Here is a 22,647-nt window from a genome sequence, read left to right on the forward strand (position 1 = left end):
GCGGCCTGATCCCGGCCCGGCCGTGTTGGAGGGGGTGGCTACGATGGCGGCCGTGAGTCTCACGGTCAGCACTGTCAACGTCAACGGGATCCGCGCCGCCGTGAAGCAGCGGTCGGAGACCAACCTCGGGTTCCTGCCGTGGTTGGAGAGCAGCGGGGCGGACGTCGTCGCCCTCCAGGAGGTGCGCGCGGACGAGGAGCAGACCCGCAAGGCGCTCGCGCCCGCGCTCGACGCGGGGTGGCATCTCATCGGATCGGCGTCTTCGATGAAGGGCCGCGCCGGGGTGGCGTTGCTGTCCCGCCAGGAGCCGTCGGACGTGTGCGTCGGTTACGGCGATCCGGAGTTCGCCGAGTCCGGCCGCTACATCGAGGCCGTCTACCCCGGCGCGGTCGACGGCGAGACCGTCACCGTGGCCAGCCTGTACCTGCCGTCGGGCTCGGCCAACACGCCCAAGCAGGATGAGAAGGACCGGTTCCTGAAGACGTTCCGGGGGTACCTCGCCGAGCGCGCCGCCGAGCTGAAGAGTCGCGACGGTCACGAGATGATCATCTGCGGGGATTGGAACATCGCCCACCGTGAAGAGGACCTGAAGAACCACAAGGGCAACCACAAGAGCTCCGGTTTCCTGCCGCACGAGCGGGAGTGGATGACCGACGTGTTCGCCGACGGCAGCGGGTGGACCGACATCGTGCGGCACCGCCGCCCCGACGAGGTGGGCCCGTACTCGTGGTGGAGCCAGCGTGGCAAGGCCTTCGACAACGACGCGGGCTGGCGCATCGACTACCAGGTGGTCTCCGACGGCCTCGTCGACCGCGCCGTCAAGGACTGGGTCGATCGCGCCGAGGCCTATGACATGCGGTGGTCCGACCACGCGCCGGTGACCGTCGTCTACGAGTGACGGCGCCGGGGCGACGAGGGTGACGACGACGAGGGCGTCCGCGCCGGGGCGGCCCGCGGTCGCGGATGCCGCGTGGCGGGTGGGCCCGTAGCCTCGGTCCCATGCCGAAGTACGCGACCGCTGAGCACCCTGATCGTGCGGGCCTCGAGGAGTTCCTGCGCTCGCGGCACCGCGCGATCCTCATCACCCGCAAGTCGTCGGGGGGCCTGCAGTCCTCACCGGTCACGTGCGGCGTGGACGCCGAGGGGCGGCTCACCGTGGCGACCTATCCGCAGCGGGCGAAGGTGCTCAACATCCGCCGGGACCCGGCGGTGAGCGTGTGCGTGCTCTCCGACGAGTTCAACGGCCCGTACGTCCACCTCGACGGCCGCGGGGAGATCATCGACCTGCCCGAGGCGGTCGAGCCGCTGGTCGACTACTTCCGCAGCGTCGCCGGCGAGCACGACGACTGGGAAGAGTATCGCGCCGCGATGGTGCGCCAGGGCAAGTGCCTCATCCGCGTGACGATCGACGACTGGGGCCCGATCGCGACCGGCGGTTTCCCGCCGGAAATGGCATCACGCTCGGTCGACTGACCCGTCCCATCGGCGGGCCGAGGGCGTCAACGGAGAGAACCCGGCAGCGTGGGATGATGATGGCCATGTCTGAGCCGTCCTCCTCCGCAACCCCCACGCCCGCCGCCGGGTCGGCAGAGGCGCAGGCGCCCGCCAAGCGCCAGCGTGTCCTGTCCGGCATCCAGCCCACCGCCGACTCGTACCACCTCGGCAACTACCTGGGCGCCGTGCGGCAGTGGGTCGAGCTGCAGGACGACTACGACGCCTACTACTTCATCCCGGACCTGCACGCGATCACCGTCAAGCAGGACCCCAAGGAGCTGCGCGAGCGGGTCTTCCGCGGCTGCGCGCAGCTGCTCGCGCTGGGCGTGGACCCCGCCCGTTCGGTGCTGTTCGTGCAGTCGCACGTGCCCGAGCATGCCGAGCTGTCGTGGGTGCTGAGCTGCATCACCGGCTACGGCGAGGCCGCGCGGATGACGCAGTTCAAGGACAAGGCCGCCAAGCAGGGCACGGACGGCACCACCGTGGGGCTGTTCACCTACCCGGTGCTCATGGCCGCCGACATCCTGCTCTACCGCCCGCACCTGGTGCCGGTGGGCGAGGACCAGCGCCAGCACCTCGAGCTGACCCGCGACCTGGCGATGCGGTTCAACTCCCGCTACAAGAAGACGTTCGTGGTGCCGGAGGGCAAGATCCTCGAGGGTTCGGCCAAGATCTACGACCTGCAGGACCCCACCGCCAAGATGAGCAAGTCCGGCGAGAACCCCAAGGGCGTCGTCAACCTGCTCGACGATCCCAAGGTTTCCGCCAAGCGCATCCGGAGCGCGGTCACCGACTCCGACGGGAACATCCGCTACGACCGCGAGATGAAGCCCGGCGTGTCCAACCTGCTGGCCATCCAGTCCGCCTTCACCGGGCGCGCGATCGCCGACATCGTCGCCGACTACCAGACCGCCGGAGCAGGCTACGGCGCGCTGAAGACCGACACGGCCGACGCCCTCGAGGCGTTCGTGACGCCGCTGCGTGGCCGGTTCGACGAGTTCATGTCCGACCGCGCCGAGCTCGAGCGGATTCTGGCGGACGGCGCGGAGAAGGCCCGCGCGGTCGCCGGCCCCGTCCTGTCGCAGGTCTATCAGGCCGTCGGATTCACCGCGCCCCGTCGGGGCTGAACCGGGCGTCGGCGCGGCCGCCGACCATACAACACCTGTAGCGCGGTCGACACGCCGACGCCGCCTCAGGCCTCGCGGGTGGCCTGCTGGTAGACCTGCTTCCAGTCACCGCCGAACCGCTGCCACAGCGAGCTGCCCAGCGAGACCTCGCCCCCGGGAGCGGTGGCGCGCCACAGCACGAGAACCGCGTCGTCGCCGAGGCGTCGGGTCTCGACCACCTCGAGTTCGACGTCCTCGACGGACCCGTCCGTGTCGCCGAGCTGGCGGCGGGTCCGGGTGCGGCCCGCGGCGTCCACCTGCCGCCACCGCACGTCGAGCAGTCGCGTGAGAGTGCGGCGGTCCCGGCGGACGGCGTCGGTCAGCAGGGAGCGTTCCAGGTCGACGACGAGGTCCTCGATCCCCGGGCCGGCGGCGGAGGGAGAACTCCCTTCCTCGTCCGCGGGACCGGCCGGGGTGTTCGCGTCCAGGGAGAACAGGTCGGGCTCGGACTCGGCCGCTGACCTCGTCGTCGTCCCGCTCGTCCCCGATCCTCCCGCGGACGGCGATCGCCGGGCGGCGCCCCCCGCGGCGGGCGGGGGAACGGCCGGGTCCTCGCCCGCGCCCACAGCCGTCGCACCCGGGAAGCCCGGCCCGGGCTCAGGCTCCTTGCGCGACGAGTGCGCCTTGGCGGCGCCGTTGGCCAGGGCGTCGGCCTTCTCGTTGAGCTCGTGGCCCGCGTGCCCCTTGACCCACTCGAACGTCACCTCGCGGCCCTGCATCGCCTCGTCGAGGGCCTTCATCACCTCGACGTTGAGCACGGGCTTGCCGTCGGCCTTCTTCCAGCCCTTGCGCTTCCAGCCCTTCATCCATTTGGTGACCGAGTTGATGACGTACTGCGAGTCGCACAGGATGTGCAGCGGCTCATCGGTGTGCGCGGTCTGGCGCAGCAGGTCCAGCACGGCGGTGAGCTCGCCCTGGTTGTTGGTGCCGCGCTTCCAGCCACCGCAGCGCCAGGTCGAGTCGTCGATATACCAGGCCCATCCGGCAGGACCGGGGTTTCCGAGAGCGGAGCCGTCCGCGGCGGCGATGATCGTCACGACATGGGATCCTGCCACCGTGGCCGGCGCCACTTCGCACCGGCCACGGGGGGCCACGGGGGCCGACCGGCCGCCTCTCCCCGGGAAGCGGCCGGTCGCCGGTCAGCCCTGCAGGTCGCCGTCCTCGATGCCGTCGAGGTTGATCAGCGGCTCGTCCGCGGTGCGCTGCCGCTCCTCGCGGCGGGAGATTCGGGCGGCCTCACGCATTTCGATGCCCTCGGTGACGAAGTCGCCGATCTCCTTGGCGATCGACCCGACCGCGTCGGTGACGATGACCGCGATCCGACCCACCAGCGACGCCCCCGCCTGGACGCCCGCCTGGACCTGGTCCTTGTTGCGTTCGAAGTCGCTCACGGACCGCTCCCCTCGTCGATGGTGGCCTTTGACGGTACCCGCGACTCAGGCGGCGGAGGGAGCCTTCCTGCGCTCGATGATCACCGCGGGCGCGTCCTCCGGCTTCGGCGGCAGCGGCAGGGCGAGGCGGAACATCTTGACCCACACCGAGCCGACCTGCTTCCACAGCGGCCCGGTGTTGTATGGCAGCCCGTGCTCCTCACAGATCCGGCGCACCTCGACCGCGATCTCCGGGTACCGGTGCGCGGGCAGGTCCGGGAACAGGTGGTGCTCGATCTGGTGGGAGAGGTTGCCGGTGGCGAGGTGCATCAGCGGGCTGCCGGAGATGTTGGCCGAGCCCAGCATCTGGCGCACATACCACTCGCCGCGCGTCTCCTCGGCCGTCTCCTCCTGTGTGAAGACCTGCGCGCCGGACGGGAAGTGGCCGCAGAAGATCACCGAGAACGCCCACACGTTTCGCACGAGGTTGGCGGTGAGATTGCCGGCGAACGTCAGCGGGAACAGGGGGCCGGTCAGCGCCGGGTGGACGATGTAGTCCTTCGCTACCTGGCCGCGCACCTTGCGCCACCAGCCGGCGACGAGGCCCTTGACGTCGGACCACTTGCGCTTGCCCTTGAGCACGTTGTCGTACTCCAGGTCGTGGAGCATCACGCCCCACTCGAAGAGCATCATCAGCGCGAACGCGTACACCGGGTTGCCCAGACGCAGCGGGGTCCACTTCTGCTCGTACTCCATACGCAGCAGGCCGTAGCCGATGTCCCGGTCCAGGTCGAGGATGTTGGTGTACGTGTGGTGCATGTAGTTGTGCGAGTGTCGCCACTGGTCGGAGGGGCACACGTTGTCCCACTCGAAGCTGGACGAGTGGAGCATGTCGTCGCGCATCCAGTCGTATTGGCCGTGCATGACGTTGTGGCCGATCTCCATGTTGTCGAGGATCTTGGACGCGCTCAGCGCCGCGACACCGGCCAGCCACGCGGGCGGCAGAAAGCCGAGGAACATCAGGCCGCGGCCTGTCAGTTCGAGACGACGTTGGGTGCGGACGACGCGCAGGATGTAGTCACGGTCGGCGGTGCCGAGGTCGGCGACGACCCGGTCGCGGATCGCGTCGAGCTCGCGGCCGATGATCTCCACCGACTCGGCGGACAGGACGATCGGTTCGGGCGCGAGAGCGGACTTCTTCGCGGACATCTTCGCGGCCTTCTTCGGCGCCGCGGGCTTTCTGGGACGCAGGGTGGGGAGTTGCAGGAGAGCCATGATGCGGTTCCTTTCCGGGTCGGGATCCGGTTGGTGGTGTCTACAGTTCGATCTCGACGTCGCCGACGGGCGCGTTGACGCAGATCTGGACGTGGCAGCCGGGCGTGGCGTCGACCTCGCCGGTCCGCAGGTCGCGCGTGGCGCCGGAGCGACGCACGGCCGTGCAGGTGTGACAGATGCCCATGCGGCACCCGTGCTGCGGTCTCAACCCCGCGGCCTCCGCGCCCTCGAGCAGCGTGGTGCCCTCGTTGCGGGCGGTGATTCCGCTGCGCAGGTGGGTCACCGTGCCGCCGTCGCCGTCCGGGACCGGCCCGTTCGAAGCGGTGAAGCGCTCGCGGAGAACGCCGGAGAAGCGCTCCGCGCCGAGCGTCTCCGCGAGCCCGCCGGCCAGGGGATCGGGGCCGCAGAGGAACACCGTCGCGTCGCGGTGCCACGGGGCGATCGCCTCGAGGTGCCCGGCGCTGAGGTGGCCGGCCAGGCCGTCGGGCGTGGACCCTCCGGCGGTGGGCACCACGCGGACGTCGATGCCCGCGCGCGACAGCTGGCGGAGCCGGTCGCGGAAGGGCACGTCCTGCACACGCCGGGCATAGTGCAGCCAGGCCACGCGGCCGGCGCCGGAGCAGTGCTGCTCTGCGGCCAGGGTCGAGGCGATCGCCAGCATCGCCGTGATGCCGCTGCCGCCGCTGACCAGGAGCACGTCGGCCGGGCGGGCCCCGGGGAGAGCCATCTCCCCGGCCGGGCTACCGAGCAGCAGCCGCATCCCGGGCGCCGCGTCGGCCCACAGGTACTCGGAGACCGTGCCGCCGGGATGGCGACGGACGGCGATCGTCGCGAGCCCGTCCGCGCGGGACGCGGGGTCGACGGGGGAGTAGTGGCGGCGGTGGACGACGCCGTCGATCACCACGCCGATCTCGAGCGCGCCGCCGGGGGCGGGCCTCGGGACACCGGCGGGCAGCCGCAGGGTGAGCACGGTGACGTCGGCGACGGGCCGGTCGACGGCCACGACCGTCGCGCCGGTGGGATCGTCCGACCAGGCCACGCCCAGCGAGCGGACGTAGTGCTCGACCGGATGCGGCGTCAGCAGGGTGCGGGTGAGGCGTCGGGAGAAGAGTCGGCGGATGGGTGGGGCGGTCATGTGGACCTCCGAGGAATGTGTGGGTCGGTGTGATCGTGCGCCGTCGGGCGCGCCCGCCCCTGTGCGGTCCTCGCGCCTCACACCCCCGGGGGGCGTGGTCGCGTCCCGGGGGGCGCGTCCGCCCGGTTCGACCACCGGACGAGTGTGAGTGTACAGGTGTTCTCTGAAATGAAAAGACCCCGCGGCGGTGGCCTGTGAGACGATCTGGCGACGTGGCCGGTCTGAGCGGTTCCAGCAGATAGTCGATAGGATCGGACCCGTGACGACCCCCAGGACGCGAGCGGAGCAGAAGCGGCACACGCGTGCACTCATCGTGGAGGCGGGCCGGAACGCGGTGGCGTCCCGCGGATTCACCGGGCTCGTCGTCCGCGAGCTCGCCCGCGAGGTGGGCATCGTGCCCACCGCGTTCTACCGGCACTTCGAGTCGGTCGACGACCTGGCTTCCGAGCTCGCGGCCGGCGCGGCGGACGTGCTCGGCGCGTTCGTCGACGAGCTGGTCTCCACCCCGACCGAGGACCCGGCGACCGACTGGCCGGGCCGCGCCGCCGACGCCGCGACCCGGGATCCGCAGACCTGGGGGATGTTCGCCCGCGGGCTGGCAGACACCGCTCACCCCGATCATCGCGTCCTCACGACAGCCGTCGATTCCGCGCGTCGTCGGCTGGGGATAACCCTGGGCCGACTCGAGACGCTCTCCGGAGCGGACGGCACCGCCGTGGACATCGCGGCCGACCTCGTCGTCGTCGTCCTACTCCGTCTCCTCGTGGAGGTCTCCGTCGGCTACGCGGCGCGGACGGCGCGCGACGAGTGCGCGGCGCGGTTGCGGGTCATTCTCACCGGAGCCGCCGTCTCCTGATCGCGGCCGGTGTCCCCTACGCCATCCGGCCCGCGTCCCCGGCCGCGCCACCCGCTCAACGTCGCGAGCGGAGCGCCAGCACCGCGCCTGCCAGTACCACGAGTCCGGCGGCACCGAGCCCCAGCCACGGCCCGTAGCGCCCCAGCAGCGAGTCGCCGACGTCCGCCGAGTCCGCCGCGCCCGGGTGCCCCGCCGTGCCGAGCGGCCCGGAGGCGAGATGAGCCGTCGCGTCGTCGGACGGGTCCTGTTCGCCGGCCCCGAGCGACCCCACCGTGCCGCCGGTGGCGAACGCGGCATCGAGCAGGGACGCCGCCTGCTGCCACGGGGCCGCGGGCACGCGGGTGCCGTCGAGCAGCACCACTGCCAGCCGCCGCCCGTCGCGCTCGGCCGCGCCGATGTACGTGTGGCGGGCGTCGTCCGTGAAGCCGGTCTTGCCGCCGATCGCGCCCGGGTAGTTGTAGAGGAGCAGGTTGTCGTTGCCCACCACGAACCCGGGATTGACGGTGACCCCGTCCGGGCGGATGACCGGGCCGGTGTTCGGCGGCGCCTCGGCGGGGTCGGGCGGGCCCGCGCCCTCGCCGGCGGGATACCCGGGGAATCCGGTGGACTGCGTGGCGACGATCTCGGCGAACGTCGGCCGGGTCATCGCGTCGCGGAAGATCAGCGTCATGTCGTAGGCGCTGGACATCATGCCGGGCCCGTCGAGCCCGTTGACCGTGGCCGCATAGGTGCTGCGCGCCCCGATCCCGGCGGCGTGGGCGTTCATCGCCTCGAGCGTCGCCTCGATCCCGCCCATCTGGTGCGCGAGCACCACGGCCGCGTCGTTGCCCGACGACATGAGCAGTCCGGTGAGCAGTCGTTTGACGGAGTACGCACCGCCCGGGCCGACGCCCACGAGGCTGCCCTCGGCCCCCTCGAGGTCGGCGTCGGTGACGTGGACGATCCGATCCGGGTCGAGAGTGTCGAGCGCGACGGTCGCGAGCAGCGTCTTGATGAGACTGGCGGGGCGATAGCGACCGTGAGGGTCGCGGGCGGCCACGATCTCGCCGCTGTCGAGGTCGGAGATCATCCACGCGCTCGCCGTCACGTCGCGGGGCGTCTCGAAACCGTCAGGGGCTACGACGTCGCAGCCGGCCAGCGCGTCGCCGCCCGGCGGGATCTCGGGGACGGGGGGAGGGGTGGGCGCGGTCTGGCCGGGCAGCGGGACCTCGGACTCGTCGACCGGTGCGGGCGGGGTCGTGCGGTGGGGACAGCCGGTGATGTCGCGTGGGGTGTCGAAGTACGACGACGAGGTGGTCGACGGCAACACGGCCGCCGGCGGCGCCTCCGTGAGCGGGAGGTCCGGCGCGGGTTCGACGGCCGTAGCGGGGTCCGCGGCGGCGAGGGGTGTCAGCGCGACGAGGGCCGCGATCGCGAGGCCGGCGGCGCGGTGTGCGGGCCGTCGTCGGGTGCTGGTCACGGGTCCAGATTCTATGACCGTCCGGGTCGTTCGTGGGCCGGATCCGCCGTGAGACGGGCCGCCGAGGCGAACGCATTCCCCGCAGCCGCTCCCGGCGATGGCGTCTCGCTCCCGGCGTCGCTTGCAGCCGCTCCCTGCGATGGCGTCTCGCCCCTCCCGATGGCGTCTCGCTCGCCAGCTTTCGACAGCCGCGCGCGGACATGTCGTCTCGCGCGCTCATCGGTACGCGCCAGACGCCATGGCGAGAGGCGGCCATGGGAGGCATGGGTAGGGTGCGCAGTGACGCGCGCAGCGCAGGCCCGGGCGGGCCGGAAATGCGGGCGGGGCCGCACCCTCCGGAAGTGGAGGATGCGGCCCCGGCCGCGGCGGAGTCTGGGGCGCCCCGCGTGGGGATGATCAGCGGGCGAACAGCAGTGCGCGCTTGACCTCCTGGATCGCCTGCGTGACCTGGATGCCACGGGGGCACGCGTCGGTGCAGTTGAAGGTGGTGCGGCAGCGCCACACGCCCTCGGCGTCGTTGAGGATCTCGAGACGCTCGGCGGCGCCCTCGTCACGGGAGTCGAAGATGAACCGGTGAGCGTTGACGATGGCCGCCGGCCCGAAGTACGACCCGTCGGCCCAGAACACGGGGCAGGAGGTCGTACAGCAGGCGCAGAGGATGCACTTGGTGGTGTCGTCGAAGCGGGCGCGGTCGGTCTGCGACTGGATGCGCTCGGCGGTCGGCTGGTTGCCGGACGTGATGAGGTACGGCATGACGTCGCGGTACGACTTGAAGAACGGCTCCATGTCGACGTAGAGATCCTTCTCCACCGGCAGACCGCGCAGCGGCGCCACAGTGATGGTGATGGACTTGCCGTCCTTGGGGAGCATGTCCTTCATGAGGACCTTGCACGCCAGGCGGTTCACGCCGTTGATGAGCATGGCGTCCGACCCGCAGATGCCGTGCGCACAGGACCGGCGGAACGCCAGGGACCCGTCGATGTAGTTCTTGACGTACATCAGCAGGTTGAGCAGACGGTCCGACGGTAGGGCCGGGACCTCGTACTCCTTCCAACCCGCCGAATCCGGATCCTCCGGGTTGAACCGGGCGATCTTCAGCGTGACCATGGTCGAGCCGGGCGGGACGGGACGGTTGTCGGAGTTCGGGTCCCTGCCGTCGGTGGCCTTGGTGGTGTCGACTGCGGTGGTCATCAGTACTTACGCTCCATCGGCTCGTAGCGGGTCTGCACAACCGGCTTCCAGTCCAGCCGGATGTCGGAGAGCAGGTCGAGACCGCCCTCCTTGAACGCCATGGTGTGCTTCATGTATGTCTCGTCGTCGCGGTCAGGGTAGTCCTCGCGGGAGTGACCGCCGCGGGACTCCTTGCGGTTGAGGGCACAGACGACCGTGACCTCCGCCAGCTCCAGCAGGAAGCCCAGCTCGACGGCTTCCAAGAGCTCGGTGTTGAAACGCTTGCCCTTGTCCGAGACGGTGACCTCGGCGTAGCGCTTCTTCAGCTCGCGCAGCTCATCGCGGGCCTCGGTGAGCGACTGCTCGGTGCGGAACACCGACGCCTTGTCGTCCATCATGGCCTGCATCTGGCTGCGGATGTCGGCGGCGTTCTCCGTGCCGTGCGGGGCGAGCATGCGCTCCATCCAGTCGCGGACCATCTTCTCCGGCTCCTCGGGGAGCTCGACGAACTCGTGGTTCGCAGCGTACTCCGCCGCGGCGATGCCGGCGCGGCGGCCGAAGACGTTGATATCCAGCAGCGAGTTGGTGCCCAGGCGGTTGGAGCCGTGGACGGACACGCAGGCGCACTCTCCGGCGGCGTACAGGCCGGGGACGACGTCGGAGTTGTTGCGCAGCACCTCGCCCCGGACGTTGGTCGGGATGCCGCCCATGACGTAGTGGCAGGTGGGGAACACGGGCACGAGCTCGGTCACGGGGTCCACACCGAGGTACGTGCGGGAGAACTCGGTGATGTCGGGCAGCTTCTCCTCGAGCACGTCGGCGCCGAGGTGGGTCACGTCGATGTAGACGTAGTCCTTCTCGGGGCCGGCGCCGCGACCCTCGCGCACCTCGAGGACCATCGAGCGGGCGACGATGTCACGCGGGGCGAGGTCCTTGATGGTGGGGGCGTAGCGCTCCATGAAACGCTCGCCGTCGGCGTTACGCAGGATGCCGCCCTCGCCACGGACGGCTTCGGAGATGAGGATGCCCAGGCCGGCCAGGCCGGTCGGGTGGAACTGGTGGAACTCCATGTCCTCCAGCGGCAGGCCCTTGCGGAAGACCACGGCCATGCCGTCACCGGTGAGGGTGTGGGCGTTGGAGGTGGTCTTGTACATACGGCCCGAGCCGCCGGTCGCGAAGACGGTGGCCTTGGAATGGAAGACGTGCAGGTCGCCGGAGGCGAGCTCGTAGGCGACGCAGCCGGTGGCGACGGGGCCGTCGGCGGTCTCCGTGAGGCAGAGGTCCAGCACGTAGAACTCGTTGAAGAACTCGACCTTGTGCTTTACGCAGTTCTGGTAGAGCGTCTGCAGGATCATGTGACCCGTGCGGTCGGCCGCGTAGCAGGCCCGGCGGACGGGCGCCTTGCCGTGGTCACGGGTGTGTCCGCCGAAGCGGCGCTGGTCGATCTTGCCCTCGGGCGTGCGGTTGAACGGCAGGCCCATGTTCTCCAGGTCGATGACGGCGGTGATGGCCTCCTTGGCCATGATCTCCGCGGCGTCCTGGTCGACGAGGTAGTCGCCGCCCTTGACCGTGTCGAACGTGTGCCACTCCCAGTTGTCCTCCTCGACGTTGGCGAGGGCCGCGCACATGCCGCCCTGGGCGGCGCCGGTGTGGGAGCGGGTGGGGTAGAGCTTGGTGAGGACCGCGGTACGGGTACGCGGGCCCGCCTCGATGGCCGCGCGCATGCCTGCGCCGCCCGCGCCGACGATCACTACGTCGTACTGGTGCTGGTGGACCTGACGATCGGTCATGGGTTTCTCAGTGCTCGCTTTCGGAAGGGTGAAGTCCGCCGGCCGGATACTGCCGTCGATCAGATGTCGTAGGCGAGGCCGAAGATGGCGTAGGTGCCCAGGACCAGGGTCAGAACGGTGGCGGCGAGGAGGATCGAGTTGAGCCAGAACCGGGTCGAGTCCTTGCGCGAGTAGTCGGCGATGATGGTGCGGACACCGTTGGCGCCGTGCAGCATCGCCAGCCAGAGCATGAGGATGTCCCAGGTCGCCCAGAACGGGCTCTGCCAGCGATCGGCCACGTAGGCCCAGTCGATGCGGTGGACGCCCTCGTCGATCATGAGGCCGACCGTCAGGTGGCCGAGGGTGAGGATGACCAGCGCGACGCCGGAGAAGCGCATGAAGATCCACGCGGTGCGCTCGAAGTTGAAGCGCGAGCGGAGGCGCGGGGACCGGGGCTGCGCCAGCGAGGCGGGGCGGTCGTAGGAGGTCTGGAGAACAGGTGCGTCTGCCATGGTGATCGTTCTCCTTAGAGGTGCTCGAAGAGGAGGAAGAGGAGGCGCGCGGTCGCGGCGGCGAAGACCACGACCCAGATCGCGAGGATCGTCCACAGCATCTGGCGCTGGTACTTGGCGCCCTTGGACCAGAAGTCCACCAGGACGATGCGCAGGCCGTTGAGCGCGTGGAACAGCACGAGCGCCACGAGGCCGATCTCCATCAGCCCGACGATCGGCGTCTTGTACGTGTCGATGACCGCGTTATAGCTCTCCGGGCTCACCGTGACGAGCGACGTGTCGAGCACGTGCACGAAGAGGAAGAAGAAGATCGCGACGCCGGAGATCCGGTGGGCGACCCACGACCACATCCCCGGGTCACCCTTGTAGAGATTGAGCTTCTTTCTGGGGGCCGGACGCGCCGGCGCCTGCGCAGTACTCATGGGCTTGTCGTGCCTCCGAATCGTCTGGGCCTGATGCCATCGGCGCGCGTTCCGGCCCGAGAGCACAGCGGGCGCCTACTAGGACTTTAGACCTGAGATCTGCCTGACGAAAACCAGGGTGGGTACCGTGGTCGGGGCGGGTAATGCCTGTTAGGCGACCCTAAATGAAGTTACCGAGGGGTAGATCGACGTGACGCATGACGAATCCGCAGCACAACGCAGCACTCTTGTCGACACTCTCACGGAAGTGGCACTGGGGGCCGCGCGAAACGCCTACACGCCCTACTCCGGCCTGGGGGTCGGTGCCGCCGCGCTGACCGGGCCTCCGGTCGGCCCTGCCGTCGCGGGAACGGAACCCGGGATCACGCCGCCCCCCGGCCGGGGAGACGGGCGGGATCGGATCGTCGTCGGGTGCAACGTGGAGAACGCCTCCTACGGGTTGACACTGTGTGCCGAGTGTTCGCTCGTGTCGGACCTCCACCGCACCGGAGGCGGGAGGCTGCTCGAGCTCGTCGTCGTCACCCACACCGGCGAGCCGCTCTCGCCGTGCGGGCGCTGCCGGCAGCTCCTCTACGAACACGGCGGCCCCGACCTGGTCGTCCACACCGCACGCGGCGCGGTGCGCCTCGGCGAGCTCCTCCCGGACGCGTTCGGGCCGGGGGACCTGGCGTGAGCGCGCGGGTCGGTCCGGCGCGACGCCATGACGCCGTGCGGATCATCGAGGCGAAGAGGGACGGACGGGAGCTCGACGACGACGAGATCGACTGGATCGTCGAGGGGTTCACCAGCGGGGCCGTCGCGCCCGAGCAGATGTCCGCGCTCGCGATGGCGATCTATTTCCGCGGGATGACCGACCACGAGATCTCCCGGTGGACCTCTGCCATGGTGCGCTCGGGCACCCGACTGGACCTGTCCACCGTGACCCGCGGCGACGCCGTGGTGCCGACCGTCGACAAGCACTCGACCGGCGGGGTGGGCGACGCGATCACCCTCGTGCTCACGCCGCTGCTCGCGACCTGGGACGTCGCCGTGCCGCAGCTGTCCGGTCGCGGACTCGGCCACACGGGCGGCACGCTCGACAAACTCGAGTCGATCCCCGGGTGGCGCGCGGACCTCGACGCCGACGAACTGCGGGCCGTCCTGACGCGGACGGGGGCCGTGATCTGCGCTGCCGGGGCGGACCTCGCCCCCGCCGACCGGGCCCTCTACGCGCTCCGAGACGTCACCGGCACCGTCGCGTCCATCCCGATGATCGCGGCGTCCATCATGAGCAAGAAGATCGCCGAGGGCACCGGAGCGCTGGTGTTGGACGTGAAGTTCGGCTCCGGCGCGTTCCTGCCCGCCCCCGCCGACGCCCGCGAGCTGGCGCGGGTGATGGTCGGGATCGGCGCCGCCGCCGGTGTGCGGACCAGCGCCCTGGTGACCGCCAACCACACGCCGCTCGGTCGCGCCGTGGGCAACGCGCTCGAGGTGGCTGAGGCGCGGGAGATCCTCGCCGGCGGGGGGCCCGCCGACATGGTCGACCTCACCTGCGCGCTGGCGCTGGAGGCGCTCGCCGCGGTGGGGATCCCGGACGCCGACCCGCGTGCCCGGCTGGCGGACGGGCGGGCCATGGACGCCTACCGGGCGATGATCTCCGCGCAGGGCGGGGACCCGGACGCGGTCCCACCGCGGGCAGCGCATGTCGTACAGGTGCGGGCCCCGGCGTCGGGTCCGATCAGGTGGGACGCTCTCGGGGTCGGTCGCGCGTCGTGGTTGTCCGGGGCGGGGCGCACCGGCCCCGGCGAGACGGTCGACCACGCCGCCGGCGTCCTGCTGGACCGCGTCGAGGGCGAGGTGGTCAGCGCCGGGGACGTGGTGGCCACCGTCCACGCGGGCGACGCGGCACGGTTGCCCGCCGCCGTCGACGAGCTCCGGGCCGCCCTGGGGACGGGCCCTGGGCGCGGTCCCGCGGGGGAGGTCGCCGACCGCCTGCGCGGGTGGTGACCCGTCAGGCCATGTCGGGGGTGGTGACGAGCTTCTCGACGTCGTCGACGAGGTCGCGCCACTCGGTTGCCTCGTCGTCGAACGGTGCGGTCGGCTCGAGCAGCCTGGCGTCGTCGGGGTTGAGCACGTAGTGCAGGAACCGACGCAGCGCCGAGCCGCGGCCGGTGACCGACGCCTCGAGCTCGGCGTCGCCGACATAGTTGGCGAGGTCGGTGATGAGTTCCACGGCCAGGCCGAGCTGGTCGGAGTCGACCATGTCGGGGCCGACCTCGATGTCGCGGTCGAGCCCCGCCAGGACGTAGGCGTTGTCGTCGGTGACGTGGACGTCGAGGCTGCCGTCGACCGCGGCGAGCTTGACGCGCTCGTACGTGGCCACCCTGCTGAGCGTCGCGTCGTCGTTGTCCGCCAGGAAGCGGGCCAGGCCGCGGGGGCTGGTGAAGACGTAGGCCTGGTCGCCGTCCCCGAGGAACACGGGGCGGTCCCCGAGGTAGCAACGCAGGCTGAGGTACTCCTGATCGGAGAACACGATCTTGACGGGGTCGATACCGACGCTCTCCCACAGGGAGCCCTCGGGGTAGCCGGTGGGTGCGGGCTCGGGCTCCGGCTCCGGCTCGGGGAGTGCAGCCTCGGCGGTCGCGAGGTCGCGGCGGGCACGCTCGACCTCGCCGCGGTCGAGGTCGGGGGTGGCCATGACGTCCTGGATGGCGTCGAGGACGTCGTCCCAGCCCTTGGCGACGGTCTTGCGGATGGACTTCCACAGCTTGAGCCCGTCGCGGCCGTAGAACTCGTCCATGCCGTGCGTGACGGACGCCAGGACGGGATTGCCGTTGAAGAACTTGGTCACGGTGTCGAGTTCGCACACCTCGCCGATCGAGCGGGCGATCGCGAAGGACTGGTCGATCTCGTCGACCGAGGACTCGGTGGGGTTCTCGCCGAGCAGTTCGAGGACGCCGACCAGGTCGTAGCAGTTCTCGTCGGCGGCGCGGAAGTCGAGGACGTCGGACTGTGCGAACTGCTCCCACGAGGGGTGGTCCTGCAGGTCGTGCTCGGCGCCGCTGCGCACCAGCGCCAGGAGTTCGGCCGTCGAGTCGAACGCGTAGAGATCGTCACCGAGGCCCAGGAACGCCTCCCAGTCGTCGTTGTCCTCGCGCCAGCTGGGTGCCCAGAGGGTCGTGACGTCTCCCTCCGGGAGACCGAGCTCGATCGGGACGATGTCCTTGGCCATGCTGGTCAGCATATCCACGCCCGCTCAGCCGGTGCCACGGCCCGCCCGGGTGGCGTCCGGGTGCCGGCGGGCGGCGTCCTCGGCGGCGCCCCTACGACCGATCACCGCGAGCGCCACCGAGCCCGACACCAGCTCGGCGCGTCGCGCGTTGGCCTGTTCGACGGCGTCCGCGGTGGCCTCGAGGATCGACGCGGCGACCGTCTCCGAGCCGTGGCGGCGCAGGCCGGATGCCAAGACGAGATCGATCACGGTCCCGCCGGAGTCCGCGGTGGCGGTGGCGAGCTGGTCGCGGCTGCTGGACACCACGCGCAGCGTCTCCAGCTGGTCGTGGGCGGACTCCCATTCGGCCGCGATCCCGCGCAGACGGTCGAGGAAGGCCTCCACGTCCAGTCCGCCGCCGCTCACGAGACGGTCTCCCGCAGCTCGTCGTCGTCCCACTGCCACTCGTCACGACCGTGTCCGTCACCCTCCTCGGCGGCGAGGCGTTCGAGGAGTTCGCGGGCGTCGCCCGCCGCGGCGGTGAGCGTGCGCAGGACCGCCCGCGCCACCTCCGTAGACGGGCGGTCCAGCAGGTCAGCAGGCAGGGCCAGACCCACCGGCACGCCGTCGGTACCGACCTCGGCGACCACGCCGGTCATGGGGTCGGTGCGACGGCAGGTGTCGCGGGTCATCCGCCTGTCGGGCGGTAGAAACCGTAGAAGGACATGCCTATATTGTCGGTGCGCAGGCCCGATACCGCTACAGGGTCCCCGGCCTCCACGATCTGCCCGTTGCCGATGTACATGGCGACGTGACCGTCCCACACCAGCAGGTCACCAGGCATGAGGTCCTGCGCCGACACCTGGACGCCGACGCCCTGTTCCTGGGCCAGCCGGGGGATCTCCACTCCGGCGTCCCGGTACGCCCACTGCGTGAGCCCGCTGCAGTCGAGCCCCTGCCCCGGGGTCGTGCCGCCCCACACGTAGGGCACGCCCTGCTGGCTGAGCGCGTTACGCACCGCCCCGGCGGCCTGTTCGTTGGGGGCGGTGACGACCGAGCCGTCGGGCAGCGTGACCTCGGTACCGCCGCCGATCAGACCGGAACCGGCGTCCCCGAAGCCCACTGAACCGGGCGCCGCGGTCGCCGCCCCCTCGGACGATCCGCCGTACCCGTCCGGCGACGCCGTCGCACCCACAGAGCCGCCACCCGCGGAGTAGGCTCCGCCTGCGCCGCCGTGAGCCCCGCCCGCCGCGCTGTCGGCGGCGGTGATCGCGCCCGGTCCCGACCCCGAGTAGGCGACCGTGGTTGCGTTGATCGCGCCGCCGGTGCTGCTGTCCGCGGCGAGCGCGCCCGGCATGCGCGGCGCCGGCGGAATGCCCGCGGCGATCGCCCGCATTTCCGCGGTGGGGATTCTGAGTTCGTTCTGCACGCGCTCGGCTACCTGTATCCCGCGCGCGAGGTGCTCTGCGGCCAGGCCGAGCAGCGCACCCTGCCCGGCCGGGGTCACCAGCGCCGGACCGAGGGCGGCGGCGCGGGCGAGGAACTGCTGGACGATGCCGATCACCTCGACGGTGCCGCGGACCACGATCTCCGCCGCGACCGCGGTGACGCGCGCGATCTCCGCCGCGGACTCCCCGAGCGCGCCCATGGTCCGTCCGACCTCCGCGATCGAGTGGGCCGCACCGAGGGAGGCGAGCGAGTTCCACGATTCGGACAACAGCCGCTCGAGGGGCGGCCCCATCTGCTGGGCCACCTCGAGGCCCTCGCTGACCGGCCGCATGATGTCGCGGGCCTCGCCGGGGACGAACTCCTCGGCGGACAGCAGGTCGAGGATCTGCTTTATGGGGCCCGCGTAGGCCAACGCGTCGGCGATCACCGGATCACACCCACCTCTCGGTCATGTCGAGCCCCGCTGGGCCCGCACCCGCCGCTCCCGGGCCCCCGGTGCCCGCCGCACCGATCATGGCCGCGCCCGCGGCGTCGGACTCCTCGAACAGACGGCCGGTCTGCAACACCAGGTCACCGGCGGCGTCCGTGACGCGCGTGAGATCGGCCAGCACCTCGCGGTGCCGTGCGGTGGCGGCCAGCAACGCGGACATGAAGTCGGCCCCGACCGGCCCCACCACCGGTGCGACCGCGTCGATCGGCACCGCGTCGACCGCCTCGAGCGCGCCCCCCAGCGTGTCGGCCAGGGTGGTCAGCCCCGTGCCCAGTTCCCGTAAACCGTCGACATCGACATCAATCGCCCCGTCCGCCATGGCCTCGTCCCCTCAACGCCGTCTTCTCGTCCGTCACAGGGTTCGACGCGCAGGGGAGGCGATCCGGTTCCACCCGATCCGCGATTCGTCCGGTGTGGAATCCTGACGGGCATGGACATCATCGTCGTGGACCACCCGCTGGTCGGGGACCGGCTCCGAACCCTACGTGATTCCGCCACCGACACCGCCGGGTTCCGGGCCGCGATGGACGCGCTCGGGACCATGCTCTGTTACGAGGCCTTCCGCTCGATCCCGACGAAGCAGGTTCCGGTCACCACCCCCATCGTGGAGACGACGGGCGTGGCCGTGGACGGTGTCCCGCTGATCGTGCCGGTCCTTCGCGCGGGCCTGGGGCTGCTGGACCCGGCCACGCGGCTGCTGCCCGGTGCCCAGGTCGGGTTCATAGGCCTGGCCCGCGACGAGGAGAGTCACGAGCCGGTGTCGTACCTGTGCTCGCTGCCCGAGGAGCTCTCCGGGCGCCACGTGGTGGTGCTCGACCCGATGCTCGCCACCGGCGGGTCCCTGGTCTCGACGCTGGAGACGCTCACGGCACGCGGCGCGACCGGCCTGACGGTGGTGTGCGTCCTGTGCGCGCCGGAGGGGATCGAGGCCGTGCGGGAGTCGGGCCTGGCGGCGACGCTGGTCACCGCGACGATCGACGAGCGCCTCGACGAGAACGCCTTCATCGTCCCCGGCCTGGGCGACGCGGGCGACCGCCTCTTCGGCCCCCGATGACGCGCGGTCCCGTCTGACGTCCGCCGGATGCTCCTATGGATGTCAAGCGGCTTTGGCGAGGTCGGCGGTGGTCGGTGCTTTGGTGGCGGGGTCGCGAGCCTGTAGGTCGTTGATCAGGGCATGGTAGATCTCGCGCGCGATGTGGCGTTTGAGGCAGCGCATGATGTCTTTCTTGGACAGGCCTTGCGCGGTTCGTCGGTCAACGTAGGAGCGGGTGCGTTCGTCCCATCGCATGCGGCTCAGTGCGATGGTATGCAGGGCGTGGTTCGCGGCCCGGTCGCCACCGCGGTTGAGTCGGTGTCGGTCTCGTCGTCCTGAAGAGGCAGGGATCGGGGCCACGCCGCACAGGTGCGCGAACGCCGCTTCGGAGCGCAGCCTGTCTGGGTTGTCGCCCGCGGTGGCCAGAAGCTGCCCGGCGACGTCAGGTCCCACGCCCATGCGGTTCATCAGGGTCGGAGCCGTCTGCGCGGTCAGGGCTTTCAGCTCGACGTCGAGGTCGGCGATCTCCTCACTCAGTGCCAGGATCCGGCGGCTCAGAATGCGTAGTGCCGCCTTGGTCGCGCCGAGGGGACTAGCGAGGTCGCTGGGACGGAACCGGGCGCAGACTGCGGCCAGCTCGCGGGCGGGCAGGCCACGCAACTGGGCTCGCAATTCCTCCGGAGCGGTGATCACCAGCTGCCTGGCCTGGTTGATCGCTTGGGTACGGGCCTTGACCGCGGAGCGCCGAGGCACACGCAAGGCCCGGACGGCCTCCACGATCCCGTCGCGGGTCTTCGGCACGCCAGTGGCACGCCCGGAGGCGACCGCGGTAGCAGCGGCATAGGCGTCTATCGGGTCGGACTTGCCCTTCATCCGCCGGGTCTTGCGGTCGGGTCGGTCGACTTCGACCACCGATAGTCCGGCCCGGGCCAGCACCCGAGACAGCTCGGCGCCGTAGGCACCGGTGCCCTCGACCCCAACGGCCTGCACGGTGCCGTGGCCGCCGAGCCATGAAAGTAGCTGCCGGTACCCGGAACCCGTGGCCGGGAACTCTCGGTCGGCCAGATGCCGCCCGAGGGAGTCGATCACCGCCGCGTGATGGGTCTGGCCATGCGTATCCACTCCGGCGATGACATGCACGTGCTGATCGGACATCATGGTCACTGCTGCCTTTCTCGTTGATCCCGGTGGGGCAGCACGCGCCGGCCAGGCGGGCGGACAAGACAGTGGCGGGGCTTCTGAACCAAGCTCCTATGAGGTCACAAACGCCCGTCCGGTCGCGTGCGTAGCGATCCCCCGAGCGGGCCGACAAATCCGCTTCTAGTCAGCCACCGCGACGGTCAGCCCGTGAGTCAGACCCGCCCGAAGAACCACTACACACATCATCACTGTCAGCCCACGTCGCGGCGGGCCACGGCCACGGCGACGGCGTCGGCCACCGCCTCTCCCAGCATCGCCAGCCGACGCTCGGCGTCGTCCCGGTCCGCCGGCGACGGCGCGGCCGGGGTCCACGCCTCCACGTAGGTCTTGAGCAGGGGCTCCGTACCTGAGGGGCGCACCACCGCGCGCGCACCGTCGACATCCACGCGCAGGCCCGCCGTGCCGTCGAGCGCGCGCACCCTGCCGACGGTGGCGAGCAGCGCGCCCACCCGGTCCAGCACGGCCACCGGGTCCGTCCCCGAGGCCAGCGGCAGCGGGACGTTGTGCCGCGTGTGCGCCCCGAACTCCCCGGCGAGCGCATCAAGCCGCGCGGCGACAGACGGGCCACCGGAGCCGACCATCGCGCACCACGCCGCGGCCGCCGCGATCCCGTCCTTGTCGGCCACGACGTCCGGCAGCACGCAGTGCCCGATGGCCTCCTCGTAGGCGTAGCGGAGCGGCTCGCCGGCGCGTACGAGCCACTTGAACCCGGTCAGCGTCTCGACGTACCGCCCGCCGCGCGCAGGAACCAGCAGGGACGGTAGTCGCGAGGACACGATCGTCGACGCCACGACCGGCACCCTCGTATCGGCATCCGCGGGCGCTTCCGATCCGCCGTCCGTTCCCGGCACGTCGCCCGCCCCCGGGCTGGCGTCCGTCCCCGGGCCCCCGCCCGCGCCGGGGAGTGGCGCGCGCAGCAGATGATCGGCCAGGACCGCCCCGGTCTCGTCGCCGTCGAGCATCCGCCAACGCCCGTCCGGGCCGACCAGGCCGACAGCGCAGCGATCGGCGTCAGGGTCGAGCGCGATCGCCACGTCGGCGTCGATCCGCGCCGCGAGCTCCATCAGCCGCGCCGTCGTGTCGGGCATCTCGGGGTTCGGCGAGGCGACGGTGGGAAAGTCCGGGTCGGGGACGGCCTGCTCGCGCACCAACGTCACATCGTCCACACCGATGCCGGCCAGGACGCGGACGCAGAGATCGCCGCCGACCCCGTGGACGGGGGTCAGGGCCACGCGGGGCGGCCGACCCGGCCGGGGCAGTGCCGCGACGACGGAGGCCACGTAGTCGTCGACCAGCATGGGGTCCACCCGCACCGACCCACGGGCGGGGTCGGTGCGCGCCGACGCGGGTACCGCCGTGGGGACCGTGACCCCCCCGCGCGCCGCGGCGCGCAGGTGCCGCTCGATGTGGGCGTCGGTGGGCGGGATGATCTGCGCGCCCCCGCGCCCGTAGACCTTGACGCCGTTGTCTCCGGCCAGGTTGTGGGACGCGGTCACCATGAGCCCGCCGGCGGCGCCGCGCGCGCGGACCGCCGCGGCGATCACCGGGGTGGCCACGGGGCCTCCGGGGACGACGACGACGAGGTCGTGCGCCGCCAACACCGCAGCCGCGACGTCGACGAATCGGGCGGACCCGTGCCGGGCGTCTCCGCCCACGATGACCGTCGAACCGGAGGGTTCATGTTCGCGTAGGTGCCGGGCGACGGCGGTGGCGACCAGGGCGACGGTCCGGTCGTTCATCTCGTCGGGCCCGGGCCCGAGGGGAGCGCGGACGCCGGCGGTGCCGAAGGTCAGGGTCACGGGCTGCTCCGTCGGTTCCTCGCGGTGGGCGTGGGCGATCAGGTCCGGGAGACGACCGGGACGAGCGCCCGCAGCGCCCCGGTGAGGCGGGCGGATCCGGCGGCGCCGGCGGCCAGGACCTCGGCGTGGTCGAGGGGCTGGCCGGTGACGCCGGCGGCGAGGTTGGTCACCAGCGACACGGCGACCACGTCCAACCCCAACGCGCGGGCGGTGATGGTCTCGGGCACCGTCGACATGCCCACGAGGTCCGCGCCGAGGGCCCGCAGCATCGTGATCTCGGCCGGGGTCTCGTACTGCGGTCCGGGCATCGCGGCGTAGACGCCCTCGGCGGCCGCGATGGCGTCGGTGGCCGCGGCGCGCAGCCGCGGGGAGTAGGCGTCCACCATGTCGACGAACAGCGGCCCGGTCAGCGGCGAGCGCCCGGTGAGGTTGAGGTGGTCGCGGATGAGAACGAGGTCCCCGACGGCCATGTCGTCCCGCAGGCCACCGGCGGCGTTGGTGAGCACCAGCGTGCGGGCGCCGACCGCGGCCGCGACGTGGGCGGGGTGGACGACGGGCGCGGTGTCCGCGCCCTCGTAGAGGTGGGTGCGGCCGGCCACTGACAGCAGCGGCACGCCGTCGACGAGGCAACTGGTCACGGCGCCGCGGTGACCGGCGGCCGTGGGGGTGACGAACCCGGGCAGGTCGGCGGCCGCGACGGTCACGGCCGTGCCCGGGTCGGCGAGCCCGGCGACGACCTCGGACCACCCCGAGCCCAACACGAGCGCGACGTCGTGGCGGTCGCGACCGCTCAGGCGCGCGATCTGTGCGGACGCGTCGCGGGCGTCGTCGGTGGGGGAGAGCAGGGGCGCCATCGTC

The 22,647-nt window shown here is 71.4% G+C and carries 24 protein-coding genes; 7 read left to right on the forward strand and 17 right to left on the reverse strand.

The window, feature by feature from the left end; translation table 11 throughout:
* The first annotated feature begins 43 nt into the window (after positions 1-43).
* From C3V38_RS10415 to trpS, 3 genes are all read left to right on the forward strand, one after another.
* On the forward strand, positions 44-898 hold the full coding sequence (locus C3V38_RS10415) for an exodeoxyribonuclease III (RefSeq protein ID WP_167349535.1): 855 nt from the start codon (positions 44-46) through the stop codon (positions 896-898).
* Positions 899-999: 101 nt separating this feature from the next.
* The gene (locus C3V38_RS10420; protein ID WP_061914021.1) at positions 1,000-1,473 is read left to right on the forward strand and encodes a PPOX class F420-dependent oxidoreductase; all 474 of its coding nucleotides are present in this window, start codon (positions 1,000-1,002) and stop codon (positions 1,471-1,473) included.
* Positions 1,474-1,538: 65 nt separating this feature from the next.
* The gene (gene trpS, locus C3V38_RS10425; RefSeq protein ID WP_061228105.1) at positions 1,539-2,621 is read left to right on the forward strand and encodes a tryptophan--tRNA ligase; all 1,083 of its coding nucleotides are present in this window, start codon (positions 1,539-1,541) and stop codon (positions 2,619-2,621) included.
* 65 nt (positions 2,622-2,686) lie between these two features.
* Here the strand turns inward: trpS and C3V38_RS10430 are convergent, their stop codons facing one another.
* From C3V38_RS10430 to C3V38_RS10445, 4 genes are all read right to left on the reverse strand, one after another.
* A complete protein-coding gene (locus tag C3V38_RS10430) occupies positions 2,687-3,697 on the reverse strand; it encodes an RNase H family protein (RefSeq protein WP_061228081.1) in 1,011 nt (336 codons plus the stop codon).
* 102 nt (positions 3,698-3,799) lie between these two features.
* Positions 3,800-4,051 (reverse strand): hypothetical protein, encoded by a 252-nt coding sequence (locus tag C3V38_RS10435; protein ID WP_061228080.1) that lies wholly within the window; start codon positions 4,049-4,051, stop codon positions 3,800-3,802.
* A 45-nt stretch (positions 4,052-4,096) separates the two neighbouring features.
* On the reverse strand, positions 4,097-5,239 hold the full coding sequence (locus C3V38_RS10440) for an acyl-CoA desaturase (RefSeq protein WP_061228104.1): 1,143 nt from the start codon (positions 5,237-5,239) through the stop codon (positions 4,097-4,099).
* Between the two features lie 106 nt (positions 5,240-5,345).
* The gene (locus C3V38_RS10445) at positions 5,346-6,440 is read right to left on the reverse strand and encodes a flavin reductase family protein (protein ID WP_106385731.1); all 1,095 of its coding nucleotides are present in this window, start codon (positions 6,438-6,440) and stop codon (positions 5,346-5,348) included.
* A gap of 259 nt (positions 6,441-6,699) precedes the next feature.
* Here C3V38_RS10445 and C3V38_RS10450 point away from each other — a divergent pair, with 259 nt between their 5' ends.
* Positions 6,700-7,296, forward strand: coding sequence for a TetR/AcrR family transcriptional regulator (locus C3V38_RS10450; RefSeq protein ID WP_061228078.1), 597 nt, complete (start codon positions 6,700-6,702; stop codon positions 7,294-7,296).
* 55 nt (positions 7,297-7,351) lie between these two features.
* On the opposite strand, the gene C3V38_RS10455 is transcribed toward C3V38_RS10450, so the two are convergent.
* The 5 genes from C3V38_RS10455 to sdhC form a co-directional block, all read right to left on the reverse strand.
* Positions 7,352-8,755: a D-alanyl-D-alanine carboxypeptidase family protein gene (locus tag C3V38_RS10455; protein ID WP_061914023.1), complete on the reverse strand. Its 1,404-nt coding sequence runs from the start codon at positions 8,753-8,755 to the stop codon at positions 7,352-7,354.
* A gap of 396 nt (positions 8,756-9,151) precedes the next feature.
* On the reverse strand, positions 9,152-9,946 hold the full coding sequence (locus C3V38_RS10460) for a succinate dehydrogenase iron-sulfur subunit (protein ID WP_061228076.1): 795 nt from the start codon (positions 9,944-9,946) through the stop codon (positions 9,152-9,154).
* Entirely contained in the window at positions 9,946-11,715 is a 1,770-nt protein-coding gene (sdhA, locus tag C3V38_RS10465; protein WP_061228075.1) for a succinate dehydrogenase flavoprotein subunit, read from the reverse strand. Before sdhA ends, C3V38_RS10460 begins: the two co-directional genes overlap by 1 nt.
* A gap of 59 nt (positions 11,716-11,774) precedes the next feature.
* Entirely contained in the window at positions 11,775-12,206 is a 432-nt protein-coding gene (locus C3V38_RS10470; protein WP_061228074.1) for a succinate dehydrogenase hydrophobic membrane anchor subunit, read from the reverse strand.
* 14 nt (positions 12,207-12,220) lie between these two features.
* On the reverse strand, positions 12,221-12,628 hold the full coding sequence (gene sdhC / locus C3V38_RS10475) for a succinate dehydrogenase, cytochrome b556 subunit (protein ID WP_061228073.1): 408 nt from the start codon (positions 12,626-12,628) through the stop codon (positions 12,221-12,223).
* Positions 12,629-12,818: 190 nt separating this feature from the next.
* On the opposite strand from sdhC, the gene C3V38_RS10480 reads away from it, so the two are divergent.
* On the forward strand, positions 12,819-13,301 hold the full coding sequence (locus C3V38_RS10480; protein WP_061228072.1) for a cytidine deaminase: 483 nt from the start codon (positions 12,819-12,821) through the stop codon (positions 13,299-13,301).
* Complete coding sequence (locus tag C3V38_RS10485) at positions 13,298-14,614, forward strand: thymidine phosphorylase (protein WP_106385732.1); 1,317 nt, start codon at positions 13,298-13,300, stop codon at positions 14,612-14,614. The genes C3V38_RS10480 and C3V38_RS10485 overlap by 4 nt, the downstream gene beginning before the upstream one ends.
* A gap of 4 nt (positions 14,615-14,618) precedes the next feature.
* On the opposite strand, the gene C3V38_RS10490 is transcribed toward C3V38_RS10485, so the two are convergent.
* Genes C3V38_RS10490 through C3V38_RS10510 form a run of 5 tightly spaced genes read right to left on the reverse strand, consistent with a single transcriptional unit; the run spans position 14,619 to position 18,076 of the window.
* Complete coding sequence (locus C3V38_RS10490) at positions 14,619-15,839, reverse strand: primosomal protein (RefSeq protein WP_198150709.1); 1,221 nt, start codon at positions 15,837-15,839, stop codon at positions 14,619-14,621.
* A 24-nt stretch (positions 15,840-15,863) separates the two neighbouring features.
* On the reverse strand, positions 15,864-16,244 hold the full coding sequence (locus C3V38_RS10495) for a YbaB/EbfC family nucleoid-associated protein (RefSeq protein ID WP_061228069.1): 381 nt from the start codon (positions 16,242-16,244) through the stop codon (positions 15,864-15,866).
* Complete coding sequence (locus C3V38_RS10500) at positions 16,241-16,510, reverse strand: hypothetical protein (protein WP_061228068.1); 270 nt, start codon at positions 16,508-16,510, stop codon at positions 16,241-16,243. Before C3V38_RS10500 ends, C3V38_RS10495 begins: the two co-directional genes overlap by 4 nt.
* Complete coding sequence (locus C3V38_RS10505) at positions 16,507-17,694, reverse strand: C40 family peptidase (RefSeq protein ID WP_061228067.1); 1,188 nt, start codon at positions 17,692-17,694, stop codon at positions 16,507-16,509. Before C3V38_RS10505 ends, C3V38_RS10500 begins: the two co-directional genes overlap by 4 nt.
* Before the next feature lie 4 nt (positions 17,695-17,698).
* A complete protein-coding gene (locus C3V38_RS10510; protein ID WP_061228066.1) occupies positions 17,699-18,076 on the reverse strand; it encodes a type VII secretion target in 378 nt (125 codons plus the stop codon).
* A gap of 111 nt (positions 18,077-18,187) precedes the next feature.
* Between C3V38_RS10510 and upp the strand changes: the two genes are divergently transcribed.
* On the forward strand, positions 18,188-18,811 hold the full coding sequence (gene upp / locus C3V38_RS10515; RefSeq protein WP_061228065.1) for a uracil phosphoribosyltransferase: 624 nt from the start codon (positions 18,188-18,190) through the stop codon (positions 18,809-18,811).
* 42 nt (positions 18,812-18,853) lie between these two features.
* On the opposite strand, the gene C3V38_RS10520 is transcribed toward upp, so the two are convergent.
* The 3 genes from C3V38_RS10520 to C3V38_RS10530 form a co-directional block, all read right to left on the reverse strand.
* Positions 18,854-19,945: an IS110 family transposase gene (locus C3V38_RS10520; protein ID WP_198150851.1), complete on the reverse strand. Its 1,092-nt coding sequence runs from the start codon at positions 19,943-19,945 to the stop codon at positions 18,854-18,856.
* Positions 19,946-20,181: 236 nt separating this feature from the next.
* Complete coding sequence (locus C3V38_RS10525) at positions 20,182-21,789, reverse strand: phosphomannomutase (protein WP_061228064.1); 1,608 nt, start codon at positions 21,787-21,789, stop codon at positions 20,182-20,184.
* Between the two features lie 38 nt (positions 21,790-21,827).
* Positions 21,828-22,643 carry a purine-nucleoside phosphorylase gene (locus tag C3V38_RS10530; RefSeq protein WP_061228063.1) on the reverse strand — a complete coding sequence of 272 codons (816 nt, stop codon included), beginning with the start codon at positions 22,641-22,643 and terminating at the stop codon, positions 21,828-21,830.
* Positions 22,644-22,647: the final 4 nt, after the last annotated feature.

The organism is Dietzia sp. oral taxon 368, from assembly GCF_002999155.1.
Taxonomy (GTDB): domain Bacteria; phylum Actinomycetota; class Actinomycetes; order Mycobacteriales; family Mycobacteriaceae; genus Dietzia; species Dietzia cinnamea.